This window comes from Candidatus Marinimicrobia bacterium CG08_land_8_20_14_0_20_45_22 (assembly GCA_002774355.1).
Classification (GTDB): domain Bacteria; phylum Fidelibacterota; class UBA2242; order UBA2242; family UBA2242; genus 0-14-0-20-45-22.
In genome coordinates, this window is the sequence record PEYN01000037.1 from 1 (window position 1) to 15,653 (window position 15,653).

The 15,653-nt window shown below is 41.5% G+C and carries 18 protein-coding genes and 1 pseudogene; 10 read left to right on the forward strand and 9 right to left on the reverse strand.

Annotated elements, in window-relative coordinates; all coding sequences use genetic code 11:
* Positions 1-128 precede the first annotated feature (128 nt).
* From COT43_02685 to COT43_02700, 4 genes are read right to left on the reverse strand one after another with little or no spacing between them, the layout of a single operon-like run.
* Positions 129-614: a hypothetical protein gene (locus COT43_02685; GenBank protein PIS30004.1), complete on the reverse strand. Its 486-nt coding sequence runs from the start codon at positions 612-614 to the stop codon at positions 129-131.
* A gap of 14 nt (positions 615-628) precedes the next feature.
* Positions 629-1,057 carry a hypothetical protein gene (locus tag COT43_02690; GenBank protein PIS30005.1) on the reverse strand — a complete coding sequence of 143 codons (429 nt, stop codon included), beginning with the start codon at positions 1,055-1,057 and terminating at the stop codon, positions 629-631.
* Positions 1,058-1,070: 13 nt separating this feature from the next.
* On the reverse strand, positions 1,071-1,325 hold the full coding sequence (locus COT43_02695) for a hypothetical protein (GenBank protein ID PIS30006.1): 255 nt from the start codon (positions 1,323-1,325) through the stop codon (positions 1,071-1,073).
* A 29-nt stretch (positions 1,326-1,354) separates the two neighbouring features.
* Positions 1,355-1,951, reverse strand: a complete 597-nt coding sequence (locus tag COT43_02700) for a hypothetical protein (GenBank protein PIS30007.1) — start codon at positions 1,949-1,951, stop codon at positions 1,355-1,357.
* A 202-nt stretch (positions 1,952-2,153) separates the two neighbouring features.
* Between COT43_02700 and COT43_02705 the strand changes: the two genes are divergently transcribed.
* A complete protein-coding gene (locus COT43_02705; GenBank protein ID PIS30008.1) occupies positions 2,154-3,377 on the forward strand; it encodes a hypothetical protein in 1,224 nt (407 codons plus the stop codon).
* Between the two features lie 108 nt (positions 3,378-3,485).
* Here the strand turns inward: COT43_02705 and COT43_02710 are convergent, their stop codons facing one another.
* The 3 genes from COT43_02710 to COT43_02720 form a co-directional block, all read right to left on the reverse strand.
* A complete protein-coding gene (locus tag COT43_02710) occupies positions 3,486-4,457 on the reverse strand; it encodes a radical SAM protein (GenBank protein ID PIS30009.1) in 972 nt (323 codons plus the stop codon).
* A gap of 99 nt (positions 4,458-4,556) precedes the next feature.
* Positions 4,557-5,084, reverse strand: coding sequence for a GNAT family N-acetyltransferase (locus COT43_02715; protein PIS30010.1), 528 nt, complete (start codon positions 5,082-5,084; stop codon positions 4,557-4,559).
* A 42-nt stretch (positions 5,085-5,126) separates the two neighbouring features.
* Positions 5,127-5,597, reverse strand: a complete 471-nt coding sequence (locus COT43_02720) for a hypothetical protein (GenBank protein ID PIS30011.1) — start codon at positions 5,595-5,597, stop codon at positions 5,127-5,129.
* Between the two features lie 188 nt (positions 5,598-5,785).
* Here COT43_02720 and COT43_02725 point away from each other — a divergent pair, with 188 nt between their 5' ends.
* From COT43_02725 to COT43_02750, 6 genes are all read left to right on the forward strand, one after another.
* Positions 5,786-6,655, forward strand: coding sequence for an alpha/beta hydrolase (locus COT43_02725; GenBank protein ID PIS30012.1), 870 nt, complete (start codon positions 5,786-5,788; stop codon positions 6,653-6,655).
* The gene (locus COT43_02730) at positions 6,655-6,894 is read left to right on the forward strand and encodes an RNA-binding protein (GenBank protein PIS30021.1); all 240 of its coding nucleotides are present in this window, start codon (positions 6,655-6,657) and stop codon (positions 6,892-6,894) included. The genes COT43_02725 and COT43_02730 overlap by 1 nt, the downstream gene beginning before the upstream one ends.
* A gap of 28 nt (positions 6,895-6,922) precedes the next feature.
* Positions 6,923-8,371: a glycerol kinase gene (gene glpK, locus COT43_02735; protein PIS30013.1), complete on the forward strand. Its 1,449-nt coding sequence runs from the start codon at positions 6,923-6,925 to the stop codon at positions 8,369-8,371.
* 356 nt (positions 8,372-8,727) lie between these two features.
* Entirely contained in the window at positions 8,728-9,288 is a 561-nt protein-coding gene (locus COT43_02740) for a hypothetical protein (GenBank protein ID PIS30014.1), read from the forward strand.
* Positions 9,289-9,606: 318 nt separating this feature from the next.
* Positions 9,607-10,533: a DNA methyltransferase gene (locus COT43_02745; protein PIS30015.1), complete on the forward strand. Its 927-nt coding sequence runs from the start codon at positions 9,607-9,609 to the stop codon at positions 10,531-10,533.
* Positions 10,530-11,315: a nciI gene (locus COT43_02750; protein PIS30016.1), complete on the forward strand. Its 786-nt coding sequence runs from the start codon at positions 10,530-10,532 to the stop codon at positions 11,313-11,315. The genes COT43_02745 and COT43_02750 overlap by 4 nt, the downstream gene beginning before the upstream one ends.
* A 54-nt stretch (positions 11,316-11,369) precedes the next feature.
* Here COT43_02750 and COT43_02755 read toward each other — a convergent pair whose 3' ends face one another.
* Entirely contained in the window at positions 11,370-11,615 is a 246-nt protein-coding gene (locus COT43_02755) for a hypothetical protein (protein ID PIS30017.1), read from the reverse strand.
* Positions 11,616-11,821: 206 nt separating this feature from the next.
* Between COT43_02755 and COT43_02760 the strand changes: the two are divergent.
* The 3 genes and pseudogenes from COT43_02760 (at position 11,822) to COT43_02770 (ending at position 14,606) form a co-directional block, all read left to right on the forward strand.
* Positions 11,822-11,941: pseudogene (locus COT43_02760) on the forward strand (hypothetical protein).
* 368 nt (positions 11,942-12,309) lie between these two features.
* Positions 12,310-13,695 carry a restriction endonuclease subunit M gene (locus tag COT43_02765; protein PIS30018.1) on the forward strand — a complete coding sequence of 462 codons (1,386 nt, stop codon included), beginning with the start codon at positions 12,310-12,312 and terminating at the stop codon, positions 13,693-13,695.
* On the forward strand, positions 13,692-14,606 hold the full coding sequence (locus COT43_02770; GenBank protein PIS30019.1) for a CfrBI family restriction endonuclease: 915 nt from the start codon (positions 13,692-13,694) through the stop codon (positions 14,604-14,606). The genes COT43_02765 and COT43_02770 overlap by 4 nt, the downstream gene beginning before the upstream one ends.
* A gap of 321 nt (positions 14,607-14,927) precedes the next feature.
* Here the strand turns inward: COT43_02770 and COT43_02775 are convergent, their stop codons facing one another.
* A complete protein-coding gene (locus COT43_02775; GenBank protein ID PIS30020.1) occupies positions 14,928-15,632 on the reverse strand; it encodes a hypothetical protein in 705 nt (234 codons plus the stop codon).
* Positions 15,633-15,653: the final 21 nt, after the last annotated feature.

Below are 15,653 nucleotides of genomic sequence, written 5' to 3' on the forward strand. Positions count from 1 at the left end.
TCATCTTTTAAAATATAGTGATTCTTTTGTTTAAAAACACCAGTGGTTCTATATCTGCCCCACAAATCAGTTCATGGCTTTTCTGAGAAATTCAGATAACTTTTTTACAAAATTATCTCATGAAAATATTAAGTAATCTGAAAATATTTAGAAGCAGTAAGTATTCCATTTTGACAAAATGGACACTTTCTATTTTCATCAGGAAACAAGATGATATTCTGTCCTTTACAAAAAGGACATGTCAAATCTCTCCGATACTGCTCAGTATAAATTATATCATCTCCCGACATATCGGTTAGTGCGAATGGAAGACTTGCATAATATTCATTTGTTTCTGTATTTATTCCCTCAGGATAATTGATTAGGTATTCCTCATGAATATTCTCTCTTTTCTGTTGCCAGGGATCACTACGATTTTTAAAAGCAACAATGATAATTTCTCGGTTTATTTTACATTCTAAACAAAATGCATTGAATAACAGACCATCACACATATGGATTCCTGGGTGAGGTAATTTAACGATTTCACCTTCGAAATAATTAAATTCGTGAGGACCAGATGTTGATACTTCAGCATCACAAACTGTACAATGAAAATAAAAGTAATAAGCCATATTTTCCTTTTTAATTATTTTTGTGTTTTTCCTTTTTCAGTCAATTTCCATATACCCCATCCTGATACTGATGGTGAATCAATTAATCCCATCTGTTTGGCTCTTTCTTTAGCCCAAGCTATGTTATGTTGCCAACGAGGAACTCCATGAGAAACTTTTTGCTGGTAGTACGTTTGCTCAAACATATCAATAAATAAATGGAATATTTTTTGTTCGACATAACCTTTTGGAGCAGATCCACCTTTTTCTTTTAAAAACTGAATAATATAAGGAATCAGATCATCTTGGGATATTCTACAGACTTTTGGTGGTTCTGAAGTAATTTCATGTTTCGGTTTTATTTTGAAAATGATCCGAAGAACATCATTTGATGTAACTCCTAATAGTTTTGCTTTTTCTTGTAAGAAATTCCATACTTCTTGGTCAATTTCGATTAATGGCATAATTCTCTCCCAATTAGTTATGTTTATGATAAACAGTTTTTACTTTGTTATCGGTGATTAAGATTGCTTTATCTGTAAGACGATTTACTTGGTTCATGATATGTTTGAGTTCATTGATCACAAATGAAATCTTTTCTCGTTTTACAAAATACTCGACTGCACCTCCTGGTCTCGGCTGGATCGTTCCTAATGCTAAAATTAATTCAATGTCACTCATTTTTATCGCTCTTTGAGTCATTCGTTTCATCGCATGCTGACTTATTTTCATACTATTCTCCAATTTTAACATTGACCTATTTAATCTGGATCTATGGGTTCACCAGTTTTTAATTTAGTATCTATTGCAGTATATAAATTCATAATATGAATCAAAATAAGACTAAATCGTTGAGTTACTGGATTATCTTCGCCCAACAATTCTGTCAACTGTTTTTCGATTTCTTCCGCTTCACCCCAAAAATCTGTAACAATTTCACAAGCTTTCTGCTCTTTTTCTTTTTCTTTATCTAAAATATCGTCCATAAGAAGTTTGTATGAGATAACGCATATATTAAAAAGAACATCTCTTGTAACTTTTAATTCAGAAGATTTTTGATTAAAGAAATGCAGACTATTTTTACTAATTACTAAGGTTTTTCTTTTATTCAAAACTCCATAAATATCACTACCATTACTAATGGATTTTTTTATATAACCCAAAATTACTTCGGACGCTTTCGAACTCGAACATATAATATCAAAGAATTCTTTAGGTTTCAACTTATCTCGTTTAAAAATTGTTTTCAAACTATCTTCCGTTATTTCTGAAATTTTAAAAGTTGTTCGAACTGATCTTTTCCCAATGATTTCATTTGGTCTCAACATATTCTTTCCTATATCTTCCGTCATCTTCATAAGACTACCTTTCTTTCATTTCAATCTAAACACACAATGAAGTTATTGATACTATTTCTATTTGTCAACTAATTTCTTTCAGATGCTGAAATATATTTTTTATATAGATAAGTAATCAATCATCATTCAAACACATTTGAACCTAAAATCCTCGGCCTTATCCAAACACAGGCGGTTTCGTCTTCACAGCACAAATCAAATCATGGTTTTTCTGAGAAATTCAGATAACTTTGCCGTCGAGATCGAATTAATGAATGCTCTGAGAATAAAAAAGATGCACCAGACCCCGACGCAGAATCGTCAATTACCGCTTTTAATCGTTTTGCTGATGGTTCTTCCCTTTTCAAAGATGATGTCCTCAACTCATAAAAAACAGGAAGCGTTGGTTCAGAGCGCCTTGCAGGAAATGTATCAGATGAATTACGCGGCGGCGAACCAACTTTTTCGGAAGGTAGGTCAAAACGAACCGTTTCATCCGATGGCGCCGCTCGGAACAATCGCGACTCAGTGGCTCGCAGAACAGGAATCGATGGGTTTTTCCTCAGGAAACCGGCAACTGCTGAAAAATATCGATACGGCGGAAAGCGAGTACAAATCGCAGATTCGGCTTCATCCGGAAAACACGCAAATTTCCTTCTATTACGGCACGACGCTGGGACTTCGTGCGCGGATTCTATTGGGTGAAAAAAATTGGGGCGGCGTGTTGATCAGCGGTTACAACGCGATTCGCCACATAAAAAAAGCAGAAAAACACAATCCTGAACTCTGGGACATCCAACTTCCGTTTGGCGTTTTCAATTATTACGTCGGCGTTTCGTCTGGTTATATGAAAATCGCGTCATGGATTTTCAACGAATCCGGTTCCAAAGAGGATGGACTGAGACAGATGACGATCGCCGCTGAAAAATCCCGCTATGCCAAATATGAGGCGCGCGGTATTCTGTCGTTTGTCTATCTCTACATGGAAGACGATCCGGCGGCTGGTTTGAAATACGCGCAAATCCTGCTAAATGAGTTCCCAAACAATCCGTATTATCATTTTCTTTGCGCGGAAGCATATTTAAATCTTCGTCAATTCGTGACAGCGGAAAAGCATATCCGGGAAATCCGGAAACTCCTGCCTGAACTCAAAGACAAAACGAAAAACGAGTACGAGTTAAAACTTCATCTACTGAATGGGACGCTGGCATTCCATCGCGGCGACCTGAATACAGCGGAAAAGGAGTTAAAAAGCGTTATCGACAATTACTATTTAGAAATGGATATGCATCTCGGTTTTGCGTTGTTACGACTTGGACAGATCAATGATTTACAGGGACGACGAAACGCCGCAATCATTTTGTATCGAAAAACTGCCGATTTGGACAACCGAACGACCGCCTGCAAAGAGGCAAAACTTTACCTCGCCCGTCCGTATTCCCGGTGAACACATTTCCATTCGTAAAAACACCCAATCATATTTAACCTAATTTTACCCAATCAATCCTCCAAAGGCGGACAGGCCCAATCTACTCAACCAACTTAATTAACCATTTCACCGTAAATTTCCCTTAAAAATCTCCCGCTCGTCCCGGTTAAAATCTGGGAAAAAGGCATCTTCGCTAGATAGAGAATCCGGGTTTTGCGTAAAAGCCGTCGTCAAACCGGCTAACTCGAATTCTTCCAGCGCTTTTTGGTATTCCACTTTGCGAATCCTTCTGCCGACAACTGGATGTTCTACTGCACGAAAACACGGATGATATTGCGCCATGATGCTCACCGGAATCGACGGATCGATATCCGCGATCGTGCGGAAAACTTTCGCGCTTCCGGCTGTACCGTCTGGTAAAACAAGATGCCGCACCAACAACCCGCGAATAGCAACGCCGCGTGCGTCGAGTTTTAGAGCGCCAACCTGACGAAACATTTCCTGAACGGCACAGACACTCTCTGAAACATAATTCGGCATTCCGGAAAATTCTTCCGCCCAAATATCTTCACTGTACTTCATATCAGGCAGATAAATATCGACAATTCCATCGAGCAGACGAATAATCTCTGCGCGATCGTAACCGTTTGTGTTATAGACGATTGGCAGGGAGAAGCCGTTTTCCATCGCGATCGCCAGTGCCTCGACTAAAAAAACCAGATGCGGCGTTGGAGTCACCCAATTGACATTTTCGCAACCTATTTTCTGAAGTCTTAAAAATTCTCCGGCTAAATTTTCAGCGGAAATCGGTTCTCCGCTTCCCTGCTGGCTGATCTGAAAATTCTGGCAAAAGATGCACCGTGCGTTACAACCGGTGAGAAAAATCGTCCCTGAACCCGATTCGCCGGTAATCGGCGGCTCTTCGCCGAAATGCGCCATCGCGCTGAAAATGACTGCCGTGTCATTCAATCCGCAAAAACCGCTTTTCCCGTGAAAACGTCTCGCTCGACAGAGTCGCGGGCAAATTACGCACGGATCGGTTAGTCGCCTGAGTTCCTGAGCGACTTCTTTGATTTTTTCTATAGATGCAGTCGGCATTTGATCCTTATTTTTATTTTCATCGGCAATTCAAATGACTCATTCTCGCCCAAATGCGGCATAAGATAGCGATTATCCGCCAGAGGCGGATCGAATTGGTCAGAGTAAAACCGGATAGGTATCCGGGAATTCGCGCATCAATGTTTCTTCTTTGAAGATCCGGAAACCGATACTTTGGTACAATTTCAAAGCCGCCGGGCTGTCGAGTGAACAAGTGTTCAACCAAATGCGTCTTGGTTGAAGTTCAAGGCTTCTCCGGATTCCCGCGATTAACGTTGCTTTTCCAAGCCCTTTTCCAGAAAACTGCGGCAGTATGCCGAGATATGAAATCTGGACAGTTTGTTCATCCTGGATTTCCAATTCCATGTATCCGACAGGTGTTCCGTCAAGATAGGCAATCCATGTTTCGAGTTCTGGGCGATTTAGATAATCAAACCAGTTTTCATTTGTCCATAAAACGCGGTCGATCCAGTTCCAGTTTTTGCCGATAGTGATATAGAAAAACCGATTGAGTTCCGGACAAGGAATCAGCGCGCGTCGAAAGTCGAATCCGGCGACGTCAACGGGCGGCGGTTGTATGGAAATATTGTTCAATTCGAGATAAAAAACGGTTACGGTTCTTTGCATGGCTTTCTAAACCCATCCTTAAAAATGAAACCTACCTATGGTTTAAAGTGATTCGAGCATCGATCGCGTAATCAGTTCGCCGCTGTGAACAATGTGCGAATTACTGCAATTAACCCGCGTACAAATACCGACACAGTTGCGGAAGTCACACTCTTTCGTCAGGAAAAAGGCAACTAGGTTTCCGCCGCAGTTGCAAGGCGAGATGACTGGCATTTCTACTCCGCAGACAGGACACATGAGCGATAGAATTTTTTGATCGATCAGGTCGATGTCAAGCGTAAAGCGCGAATTTTCACCGTAAAACGGGCTGAGCGCTATCAAACCCGCGTCGTCGTCTTGCCGGACCTTGATGAGCAATCCCGGATAACCATTGAAAATAGCGCGTTTGCTGATGAGATTATGTCCGTTCTGACAGAAGAGTTGATCGACAATGAGCACCTTCTTTTTACCGGCGATCTCACTCTTCAAAGGATTGGGCATAATCATCATTCCCTTGCTGTCGAATCTTTCCATATTTCCGCTCCTTGCTTATCCGTTAATAAGGTAACGATTGCCGCTTTCCAAATCAATTGGAAAATCTATCAATTCTTCTAACATTTCATTTGAAATCCTGACGTGGCAATTGTAAAATCAATCCGGGTTTTTCAAAATATTGCCGAACTGAATTTTCACCAGCAAAATGTTTTTATCATGAGGTTTTTATGAATGATTTTACCAATTCGTTCCCTAACTGCCAGACCGGCGAAATCGTCTCATTCGATGGAACACGGCTCTTCACCCGCTCTTACAAACCAACCAAACCGGCTAAAGCCGTCGTTCTCGTTGTGCACGGACTGGCTGAACATTCCGGCCGGTACGAGCATGTGGCGGAATTTCTGACAAAAGCGGGATTCGCGTTTGAAACGTTCGATCTACGCGGGCACGGAAAATCCGGCGGAGCGCGTATTTTTGTCAATTCGTTCGATGATTATCTGCGCGATCTCGATTTGATCATGTCAGAAGTGAAGCGCAACTATCCGGATTTGCCGATTTTCCTGCTCGGACATAGCATGGGAGGCGCAATCACCTCGCTCTTTACGATCACGCGAAAATCGCCGATAGCCGGACTTATTCTCAGCGCCCCATCGCTGAAAATCAGCGACTCAATTTCGCCGTTCTTAATTAAAATGGCGCCCTTGATCGGAAAACTGTTACCGAAATTGCCGACGATCGTGCTGGATAAAAACGCCATCTCACGCGATCCGATGGTAGTCCAGAAATACGACGAAGATCCACTCAATTATCGCGGCGGAATTCCCGCACGCACCGGCGCCGAACTTAATCTCGCCATCGGACGCATTCAGATTCAGATGGAAATTCTCGATTTGCCGCTTCTCATTTTACAGGGAACAGTCGATCATCTTTCTGACATCCGAGGCAGTCAGATGCTTTTCGATCTGGCAAAGTCCAAAGACAAAACATTCAACCGCTACGAAGGTTTTTATCACGAGATCTTGAATGATCCGGAAAAAATGCGTGTTTTGGACGACATCCGCGACTGGATGGAAAAGCATTACGGCGTTGCTAAATGATACAAAAAATCAAAATTCAGCCGCCGTTTATCAAACTGGATTCACTCCTCAAACTCGCTTCCATTTCTTCGACAGGCGGACAGATGAAGCAGTTCATTTCGAGCGGAGGCATACTGGTGAACGGCAACGTTGTTATTCAACGCGGAAAAAAGATTTTCCCCGGAGACGTCGTACGGGTTCTCACGCAACCGCCCATTGAACTTCAGGCCGTTTTATCTTCTCAATCCGACAACAAATAGCATTTTGCCATTCAGAAAGGCAACCAACATGTACATTTTATCCATCGATCAAGGAACGACCGGAACCAAAGCGTCGCTGATCGACCAGAATTGCCAGATCGTCGATAAATCCTACCGTGAATTTCACCAAATCTATCCGAAACCCGGTTGGGTCGAACACGATCCGCTCGAAATTTGGCAAACTGTCGTTGAGACAATTGGAGATGTTTCCGCTCGACATCGCGGTGAAATTCTCGCACTCGGCATCACCAATCAGCGCGAGACGACCGTTGTCTGGAATCGGAAAACCGGTTTGCCTGTTTATAACGCCATCGTCTGGCAATGCCGCCGAACGACGGAGATTTGCCAGAGTTTAAAACCGTTCGAGCCGTTCTTCCGCGAAAAAACCGGATTGCCCATCGACGCCTATTTCAGCGGCACGAAAATCAAATGGATTCTCGAAAATGTCCCAGATGATCCAACTGATTTGCTGTTTGGAACAATCGACACATGGCTGATCTGGAAACTGACAAACGGTAAGGTTCATGCAACCGACTTTACGAACGCTTCGCGAACGCTCATTTACAACATCCGAAAAAAATGCTGGGACGAGGAACTCTGCCGCCTGCTGTCCATTCCGATGAACATTCTCCCAACCGTGAAGAACGCCATCGATGATTTCGGCGTCGTGGAGACAATTCCTGCTATTGATGGCGTTCCGATTGCGGGCGTCGCAGGCGATCAGCAAGCCGCACTCTTCGGTCAGAATTGTATCAAAAACGGCGAAGTGAAAAATACTTATGGCACCGGTTGTTTTATTATGATGAACACCGGCGACCGCTACATCGCGTCTCATAAAGGATTATTGACAACGCTGGCGATCGGCGGTTCCGGAGAACCCTGCTACGCGCTGGAAGGCTCGATCTTCATCGGCGGTGCGGCAATTCAGTGGTTGCGCGACGAATTAAAAATGATCGAGAAAGCTTCTGACAGCGAAGCCGCGGCTTATGCTGTCAATGACAACGGCGGCGTCTATCTCGTGCCAGCGTTCGTCGGACTGGGCGCGCCACATTGGGACATGGAAGCAAGAGGCGTTCTGGTCGGATTGACACGAGGCGCGAACCGCAACCACATCATCCGAGCGGCGCTGGAATCCATGGCTTATCAAACGCACGACGTACTGAAAACCATGGAAGAGGAAACGGGAATATCAATTGCCAAACTTTTCGTGGACGGCGGCGCGGTAGCAAACAATTTCCTGATGCAATTTCAAGCGGACATAATTGGCTGTCCGGTTTTTCGTCCATTGAATATCGAATCCACTTCGCTCGGCTCGGCGTTCCTCGCTGGACTCAAATCCGGTTTTTGGAAAAGTAACGCCGACCTGATCTCCGTCAAGCAATGTGACAGAACATTTTCTCCCGAAATGCGAGACTCACAACGCGACCGGCTGATCGTCGGCTGGCAGAAAGCGGTCAGACAAGCGAAGACGAGATAAACCCGCTGAGAACACAGAAAACACAGAACAGAACGCCGATAGACACAGATAGAAAAGATATTTTTGCATATGTCTGTTCCATTCGCGTCATCTGTGTTCTATTTCTTTAAGATTAACCACAAAGTTTTTTTAAACACTAAGGCTCTAAGCCTAATTAGTTCGGTAAAAAGCCGAGTAAGTTCATATAAAGGGTGAACTGTCTTGTATCCGATGTCGGGATGATCATTCTGATTTCCCGTCGATCTCTCCCCTGCTAAAGTATTTTACGCCTAAAGATGAAGGAACCAATCTTTTAGTTTGATATGATCCGTTAATATTAGTAATATTCTCTCGGGTGAAAGGAAACCGATCCGAATATGTGTTCTAAATACGGTATCCCGAAATACGAACCGCACCTGTTTGAATCACGCCGCGAATTTCTGGAGGCCTATCGGGATGATTTGTTAAACCTGATCGGAAAGACTATCGACGGCTATTTGCTCTTTTATGATGAAAGGGATAATGAATGGAATAAGGACGCGCCGACTATTCTGATCATCGACGGCAGACATTACGAGTTTACCGCCTTCCAGATCGACTATTTCAATATGACTATTGACGCGGTCGATTTAAATATTCTAACCGATTGGTACGCCAGAGAAGTTGCTGAAAAATTTGTCTGGAAGAAAAACTATATCAATTGGGTCAACCGGGTAATCGGCCGTAGAATATTGGGAATTAATCTGCTGGGGACTCAATTTGAACCGATTTCTATCACAAACGAATTTCCAAACCGCCGCGACTACGAAGACCGGGCGCTGAATGGAATCGAGTTCATGCTGGATAAAGCAACCGATTCGGGAAAATATACTTTTTTTCAAGTTTATAACGATACTGACGAGATCGGAATTGAAGTCATTAACGAATCCAATTATTAAAATTTCAGTCGGGGAAAAAAGAGATCCAGTATAACATCCTGTTTCGGCTTAAAAGAATCCATAACTCAAAATATCATCGATCCCGAAGTTATCGATCATATCAGCCGGGGTGGGATCGTTTTCTACGAGAAAAAACGGCATCCGTGACAAGTAAAGTGGTGCTGTTCAAAGCACGGTGCCAGTCACCGAACAAATGCTTGACAATGGAAATGGGAATCAGTAAAATTCTCGTAGTGTGACTAAAAAAAATAAATCAATTGGATTATCAACATTGAAACATAAAGAATCATTCCTTACATGGGCGGAGAAAATCACTAAATGTCAACTGAACCAGTCGAAATTGCCTTACCTCGCGTCATCCGAGAAAAAACTGAATATTATAGGTCAAAAATTTTCATAGGAACGCATCGAACCTGTTCATGCGCTCCAAATAATTTAAATTGTTTATCAGCAAAAGATTGGCTCAAAAGTCAAATTGGTGTTTGGCAATTTTTCTATGAAGGCAGAGACATTCGAGACAAGAAATTACATCCCGCCACTTTTCCAATTTCTTTAGCCAAAAAGGTAATCAGCGTTTTTACTCACGAAGGCGAATTAGTTCTTGACCCATTCGTAGGAAGCGGCACTTCACTCGTAGCCGCTCAAGACCTAAATCGAAATGCTGTGGGATTTGACTTGCAAGAAAAGTATATCGAGTTATGCGTTAAGCGACTGGCAAGCAACAAGTTATTTAATCAAGCGCAACAAGTGGCTATCCAAGATGACGCCTTGCATATTCCAAATTATCTAGAACCTGGTTCAGTCAGTCTAATATGGACTTCCCCGCCATATGCCAATTTATTAAATCGAAAGCGAAAAAATAAATCTAGGCGAGAGAGAAATAACGAGCAACTCCATCAAGTAGAGCAGTATTCCCAAGACCCAAGAGATTTAGGAACAATGGCTTTGGATGAATACACTTCGGCAATGGGCGATATTTTCGAGAGATTATTGCCATTACTTCACCCAAAAGGTCATTGCGTAATTAATGTCCCTGATATGTGGTGGGAAAATGAGCGCATCACAATTCATGTTTCCCTAATAAACGAATTGCGCCAACGTGGTTACGAACTCCGAAATACAATCATCTGGGATAGAACCAACATAGTGAATAACATCGGTATTTTTGGATACCCTAGCAATTACATCACAATGGGTACAACTTTTGAATATCTGCTCGATTTCTGGAGATCTCCCGAAGCATGAAAACATACACCAAAGAATCGCTTATCGCCGCTTTGCAAGATATAAAAAATCGTGGATGGATTCCCAATGCCCGCCCGGGAAATGTTGGTGGTATCGGAAACACGCTGGAAGACCTTCTTGGTATTCAAGAAAATAATTTACCAATTCCAAATGCCGCTGAATGGGAATTGAAATGTCAAAGAGCAGAAACAGCCGCATTGACTACTTTATTTCACATGGAGCCATCCCCACGAGCCTTGAAATTTGTGCCAAATATTCTTTTGCCGAAGTATGGTTGGAAACATGAACTTGCAGGCGCAAATTATCCCGCCAATGAGATGAGTTTTCGCCAAACAATACACGGTCGTGAAAGAAGTGACCGGGGTTTTATGGTAGAAATTGATAAGAGCAATCGAAAAGTTTTAATTTCCTTTGATTCAAGCAAAGTAGATTCTCGCCATGCAGATTGGTTAGAATCGGTCAAAAAACGTGTTGGTTTGGGCGAATTGAATCCACAACCATATTGGGGCTTTGACGATTTGAATCACAAAGCAGGCACAAAACTTCTGAACACTTTTTATGTCCAAGCGGAAGTTATGAAAGATGGGGACAAAGAATTTTTCCACTACAACCGAATCTTGATTTTGCGGGGTTTCAGCGTTGACAATTTTGTCAAAGCACTTGTTGAAGGAAATGTGCTTGTAGATTTTGACGCTCGTTCAAGTCATAATCATGGCACAAAATTCAGATTACGACAAAATGCTCGACCAAAGTTGTATTCCGATATTCGAGAAGTCATGTAACGTAAAGAAATAACCTTTCTTATATATCAGATTCTTAAACGGACGTTAATTTCTCTAATAAACTAACCGCGAACGGATGGTTCCGGGCAATGCCGCCATCTTCCCCGCCAGCGCAGGTCCTTTGACGTCATCCACATCGATGAGCGAGTAGCCGACATGCCCGCGTGTCTGCAGGTGTTGGCCGGAGATATTCACGTGGTTTTGGGCAACCAACTTGTTGATCTTCGCCAGCATTCCGGGCACATTCTCATGGATGTTTGCGAATCGATGACTCCCGGCTCCCTTCGCCGCCTGAAGCACGGGAAGATTGACGCAGGTGGTCGTGCTTCCCGTCCGGATGTAGTCGATGATCCGCGCGGCGACAAACCTTCCGATATTTTGCTGGGCTTCCGCCGTCGAACCGCCGACGTGAGGCGTCAGGATGACATTTTTAAGACCTCGTACCGGGCTGAGGAATTCCTCTTTGTTGCTTGCGGGTTCCTTTGGAAAGACATCCAGCGCAGCGCAACTACTGGAAAGTCCTGAAAAACCGCCTAAAGAAAGAGGGCAGCGAGTCGGTTACAAAATGTAACCGACTGAAACTGCCGGCGGCCGATGGAAAGTCCTATCTCACCGATGTGGCTGATCCGAGCACCTCAAACTCGACATCCATACCATTTTGTTGATGTCAACAAAATGATCGGGATCGGCAAAGGCGGACAGCGAACAAATGCTTGACAATGGAAATGGGAATAAGTAAAATCCGGTCGTCATGAATAGACAAACGCAATATGAATCGGTAAAGTTAGTCAAAGAAAAACTTACCGGTTTCTTCATTAAGAAACTGATCAAAAATGTTTTTCTATCAGGAAACTTATCTGTCTATAGACAAACCTTGAAACAAGGTGAACATGCAGGTTAAACATATGTTAGGCTTGCTACTTATTTTAATTTACATTCCGTTCGAATATTTGGTTAAATTTCTGACAAAGAATTATTATTTGAGGAAAAACTTGTGACAAAAACTGAAATAACTGAATTAAAAAATGGAAATAATGGTGAACTTGGTAAATATTTAAATCCCGCTAATGATACCAAGACAATATTTTTTACTTTAGATAAATTGGGAAGATTACCAGAAAATTTTGATGGTAAATATTTCATTCCCCTATGTAATCATCCAATTGAAAAGATTAGATTATTGGCAGTTAAAAATATAGGTAAACTGTGTGATGAAAAATATTTAAATCAATTAGAGAATATTTCAATTTCCGATGAAAGTACAATGGTTAGACGGGAAGCTATTTCTTCAATTGGTAGAATGCGAAATAAAAATGCAATCCCTATCCTTATTAAAAGTTTAAAAGATTCTGACCCTAAAATTGTATTACAAGCTATTAGAGGCTTGCTAGTTTTTAATGATAACGACTTAGTTGTTGCTGAATTAAAAAAATTAATTAATCATCCCAACGAAGTAATTAAAAACGTAATCGAGAAAGAATATTTTGACCAATCTGAATTTGAATACAACGTTGATCACTGTAAATCTCCAGATTATCTTAAAAATGTTGTTGTTAACGGTGATGTTCTCGAGGTTTTGAAAATCGTTCCAAATGAATCTATCCATCTTACTTTCACATCACCACCTTATTATAATGCAAGGGATTATTCAATTTATCAAAGCTATGATGAATATTTAGAATTTTTGAGAGATGTTTTTAAAGAAGTTCATCGAATAACGAAAGAGGGAAGATTTTTCATATTAAATACTTCCCCAATAATTATTCCACGAGTCAGTCGCCAACATTCGAGCAAAAGATATCCAATTCCATTCGACATACACCCCTTTTTAGTTGAAATGGGTTGGGAATTTATTGATGATATTGTTTGGGTAAAACCAGAATTCAGCGCAAAAGATCGCAATTCTAGTTTTCGTCAGCACAGAAAACCTTTAGCATACAAACCTACGGCTGTAACAGAATATCTAATGGTATACCGTAAAAAGACACACAAATTAATTGATTGGAATATTCGACAATATGACTACAAAACGGTTCAAGAAAGCAAGGTCTTCGGTGAAATTGACCAAATAAACACTTGGAAAATAGATCCAACATTTGATATAACACATACGGCAGTTTTTCCAATTGAATTATGCCTTCGGGTTTTAAAATATTATTCTTTTAAAAACGATTTAGTCTTTGACCCATTTGGTGGTAGTGGAACTTTTAGCAAAGCTGCACAATCCCTCGACCGATTCTTTTTCACAACCGAAATATCAGATAAATATTTCGAACGAATAAAAGAAATTGTTGGTAAAAATGTTTTGTTTAATAAAGACTTTCCAAATAAATATTATTCATTCCAAGAATTCTATAAAATTAATGAGGTTAACAAATGACGCTTACCGAACAAGTTGCAAAAAATATTATCATCAAATTGTTAAAAGGTGAAGATTATCGGATTGAGATCGTTACACTTATCAATGCTCAATTTCTGCAATATTCAATCGATTTTTTCAAAAAGATTGTTGATGCAAAGTTAAAGAATGAAAAGATTACAAAAGACTGGTATAAAAAAGAATTTCTTTCAAGTGACTTAACCACCGAAGAAATTGCTATCAATTCCGGATTAAACAAGAAAACAATTTCTAATATGTATAACTCAGCAACAAGAGAGATTGTAATTGAAGCATCTAATACACATTATGAACAACTTTATAATGCTATTAGTGCTCTTGTTGATGACGAAAGTGATTTTAGTTTGACCCTTACTATAAAAATGAAAACTGTTAGTGTAGATTTGAATATCAATGAAAGTCTAATTGTCATTAACACATTAGCGGTAAAACGAGCTGCATTGAGAGGTGTATTGTGGAGCACTGCTGGTAAACGTGTTGAAAAACCATTAATGCAAACTCTTTGCAAGTTATACGGAGTTACAGATTCAAATTATGCTGTAAAATTAAAAGGGAAAAGCGATACTTATGAATCAACCTTTGAAAGAGAAATCGATTTTTATTTGGTGGAAGGAACAAATAATCATAAATGTGAAGTCAAGTTAATGGGCAAGGGTAATCCAGAAAGTGCTGATGCAGTTATTGCCAGAGATAGCAAAGTATTTGTTGCCGACAAACTTTCCGATACGAACAAAAATCAACTTGATAGTTTGAATGTGAATTGGGTTGAATTAAGGAATGCAAATGGTTATAAAAAATTCAGTGAAGTTCTTACGAAACTTAGAATACCATTTTCTTTAAATGGTGATTATGACGATGCAAAATTAGGACAAATATTTAAAGAAATATTTTAAACGCAAGATAACAAGCCAATCAACCCGGCCGTATATTTGCTTTTGGCAGTTTTTAAATTTTCTGGTTGATTGCTCTGTTACAAGTTTGTTGTTCTAATTAGTTCTATTAATTAACATTGTTGCAAACTGCACATGCGAAGAAAATTAAATGCAGTTTGCTTAATCTTTGGCGTTTTCTATCTAATCTACATTGCTGTTCCGGGCGGCGGGTTATCAGCAATGACGTTATGTCTCTCATCTAAAAACATCACAATGAAAACCGGAAATTATTTTATCCGTTTTCTACTCATACCTCAGCGATTTCACCGGAATGCGATCTGTCTAATAAACTAACCGTGAGCGGATGGTTCCCGGCAGAGCCGCCATCTTTCCCGCCAGCGCAGGTCCTTTGACGTCATCCACATCGATGAGCGAATAACCAATTTGCCCGCGTGTTTGCAGGTGCTGGCCGGAAATATTCACATGGTTTTGGGCAAATAACTTGTTGATCTTCGCCAGCATTCCGGGCACGTTCTCATGGATGTGCGCGAATCGATGAATCCCGGCTCCCTTCGCCGCCTGAAGCACGGGAAGATTGACGCAGGTAGTCGTGCTTCCCGTCCGGATGTAGTCGATGATCCGCGCGGCGACAAACCTTCCGATGTTCTGCTGGGCTTCCACCGTTGAACCTCCGACGTGCGGCGTCAAGATGACATTTTTTAGTCCCCGAACCGGACTGAGGAATTCCTCTTTGTTGCTTGCGGGTTCCTTTGGAAAGACATCCAGCGCCGCGCCGGCGAGTTTTCCTGAGTTCAGCGCCTTCGCCAGAGCGTCGATATCGACGATAAAGCCGCGGGAAAGATTCATGAAGATCGCGCCGTGCTTCATCAAGGCGATCTCCCGCTCGCCGATGATCCCGCGATTGCCGGGACGGCCGTCGATATGGCACGTGATGACGTCGGCAGTGGAAAGAAGTTCATCGAATGCGACCTTTTTGGCATTTCCTATGGAGAGTTTCTCGGAAACATCGTGATAGACGACTTCCATTCCCAGCGCTTCGGCAAGGAC

Bases quoted from the DNA above. Each gene is read 5' to 3' on its own strand.
- COT43_02700 (PIS30007.1), bottom strand. From the start codon at position 1,951: ATGAAGATGACGGAAGATATAGGAAAGAATATGTTGAGACCAAATGAA.
- COT43_02705 (PIS30008.1), top strand. From the start codon at position 2,154: ATGGTTTTTCTGAGAAATTCAGATAACTTTGCCGTCGAGATCGAATTA.
- COT43_02710 (PIS30009.1), bottom strand. From the start codon at position 4,457: ATGCCGACTGCATCTATAGAAAAAATCAAAGAAGTCGCTCAGGAACTC.
- COT43_02770 (PIS30019.1), top strand. From the start codon at position 13,692: ATGACGCTTACCGAACAAGTTGCAAAAAATATTATCATCAAATTGTTA.
- COT43_02725 (PIS30012.1), top strand. From the start codon at position 5,786: ATGAATGATTTTACCAATTCGTTCCCTAACTGCCAGACCGGCGAAATC.
- glpK (PIS30013.1), top strand. From the start codon at position 6,923: ATGTACATTTTATCCATCGATCAAGGAACGACCGGAACCAAAGCGTCG.
- COT43_02750 (PIS30016.1), top strand. From the start codon at position 10,530: ATGAAAACATACACCAAAGAATCGCTTATCGCCGCTTTGCAAGATATA.
- COT43_02775 (PIS30020.1), bottom strand. From the start codon at position 15,632: ATGGAAGTCGTCTATCACGATGTTTCCGAGAAACTCTCCATAGGAAAT.
- COT43_02715 (PIS30010.1), bottom strand. From the start codon at position 5,084: ATGCAAAGAACCGTAACCGTTTTTTATCTCGAATTGAACAATATTTCC.
- COT43_02685 (PIS30004.1), bottom strand. From the start codon at position 614: ATGGCTTATTACTTTTATTTTCATTGTACAGTTTGTGATGCTGAAGTA.
- COT43_02740 (PIS30014.1), top strand. From the start codon at position 8,728: ATGTGTTCTAAATACGGTATCCCGAAATACGAACCGCACCTGTTTGAA.
- COT43_02695 (PIS30006.1), bottom strand. From the start codon at position 1,325: ATGAAAATAAGTCAGCATGCGATGAAACGAATGACTCAAAGAGCGATA.
- COT43_02720 (PIS30011.1), bottom strand. From the start codon at position 5,597: ATGGAAAGATTCGACAGCAAGGGAATGATGATTATGCCCAATCCTTTG.
- COT43_02690 (PIS30005.1), bottom strand. From the start codon at position 1,057: ATGCCATTAATCGAAATTGACCAAGAAGTATGGAATTTCTTACAAGAA.
- COT43_02745 (PIS30015.1), top strand. From the start codon at position 9,607: ATGTCAACTGAACCAGTCGAAATTGCCTTACCTCGCGTCATCCGAGAA.